2 protein-coding genes are annotated in these 1,805 nt (G+C 50.4%); both read right to left on the reverse strand.

Annotation, left to right across the window (positions count from 1 at the left end):
- Positions 1-877 (reverse strand): transposase (locus Q8M88_RS17170; RefSeq protein WP_305598371.1); only part of this gene is annotated, 877 nt, incomplete at its 3' end.
- Positions 874-1,805: tyrosine-type recombinase/integrase (locus tag Q8M88_RS17175; protein ID WP_305598372.1), on the reverse strand; the 932-nt coding region annotated here is incomplete at its 5' end. The genes Q8M88_RS17170 and Q8M88_RS17175, both read right to left, overlap by 4 nt.

Here is a 1,805-nt window from a genome sequence, read left to right on the forward strand (position 1 = left end):
GCATCTGTTTTACCTTGTTGTGGTCGCTGTAATCCTTGTACTGAAATTTCACGGTCTGGTCGCCCACTTCAAGGATACGGTGATTGGATATGGCCACTTTGTGCGCGTAACGCGAAAGGTACTCGACTACCTGCGATACGCTGCCCATGGGCGGTTTGGCATATACGATCCATTGCTTTTCGTACAATTTCGGTTTGAGGGCTTTCCACAACGATGCGTTTTCATCCCGACAGCTATTCGGACTAACTTCCCCGTCCAGTACCATCCTGTTTAAATTTCGCAGGAAATACTTTTTAAACATGGGTTCCATCACCTTATAAGGAAACAGGTATCCCTGGGGTGTGTCTTTTTTCAGGTCCACCCAGTTCAGTTGTTTGTCAACGCCGCCCCCGCTTACAATGCAATGCACGTGCGGGTGGAAACTCAATTGTTGTCCCCATGTATGCAGCACTGCACTAATTGACGGCACAGCGCCCAGCCATTTGGGGTCGCCGGCAAGGGTAAGCAGGCAATGCGAAGCGCTGTCGAACAAGAGCTTGAACAGTTTTACGCGGTTTCCCATTACCAGCGCGTTCAACTCGTGTGGCAGGGTGAACACCACATGGAAATATTTCACGGGGAGCAACTCGTTCATGCGGGCTTCCATCCACTCCTCCTGCTTTTGCCAGTTGCAGGCCGGGCAATGACGGTTACGGCATCCGTGATATTGATAATGCACGTGATGGCAGGCGGGATTATCGCATTGAAACCGGTGATAGCCCATTTGGGAGGTACGGCAATCGCGCAGCTTTGCCAGTACGCTGGCCGTAAATGGGTTCGAATGGGTTTCAACACCGCCCTGTTGCAACACCTGCTGCAGGGTATGGCCCGGTTTCAAAGCAGTGTTTGGTTTTTTGGGATGTTGGCTATTTCATTGTCCGGTTTATACAGTTCGTCCAGCGGGCTTACCAGCAGGTTTCGTTTCGAACTCTGTAAATGGAGGTAAACCATCGTCGTTTTTATATCGCTATGACCCAGCAACTCTTTGATGGTATGGATGTCAACCCCGGCATCGAGCAAATGGGTGGCGAAACTATGCCGAAGGGCATGGACCTTATGCCCTTTTGCAGATAAACCTGCATTTTGGTAGGCCATGACAACACTGTGCTGAATACTCCGGCTGTGCAGGGGTTCTCCCAGCTTTTGGCCTTCAAACAAATAACTTTTTGGCTTTTGTTCCTGTGCCCGGTAATAGCTGCGAAGGGTTTCGACCAACCGTTTCGGGAGCAGGGTGTAGCGGTCTTTGCGCCCCTTTCCGCAACGGACAACTATCCGGTTGTTTTTTGATTCTATGTCCGTCAGCTTTAACATCCGCAACTCTTCCAGCCGTATCCCCGAACCATAGAAGGTTTCCACTATTGCCCGTTGTTTGGCGCTGCGGCAACTTTCGATCAGTTTCAATACTTCCTCCTTGGTCAAATAATGCGGGAGTTTGTGCTCCCGTTTGGGATAAAGCTTCGAAGGGACATCGTACGGGCGCTTGAGCACATGACGGAAAAAGAAGGCAACGCTTTGGGCGGCCATCTTGCATTTGCTGTACGAAGCGTGGTGGACCGTCCGCAGGTAAGCCATGTACTGGATAATGTGCCTGTCGGCCCACTGTTCAGGCGAGAGGTCGGGATGATACGCGCAGAGGTAACGTATCTCGCGCATGTACGAAGTAATGCTCTGCCTGGAATATCCGGCGGCAACCATTGTTGTTTTAAGAAGCGAAAGGGCTTCAAGCGATTGTGGATTAAATTTCTCCATGATTACTTTTTTTTTGT

The sequence above is a fragment of the Phenylobacterium sp. genome (assembly GCF_030693805.1).
Lineage (GTDB): Bacteria > Pseudomonadota > Alphaproteobacteria > Caulobacterales > Caulobacteraceae > Phenylobacterium.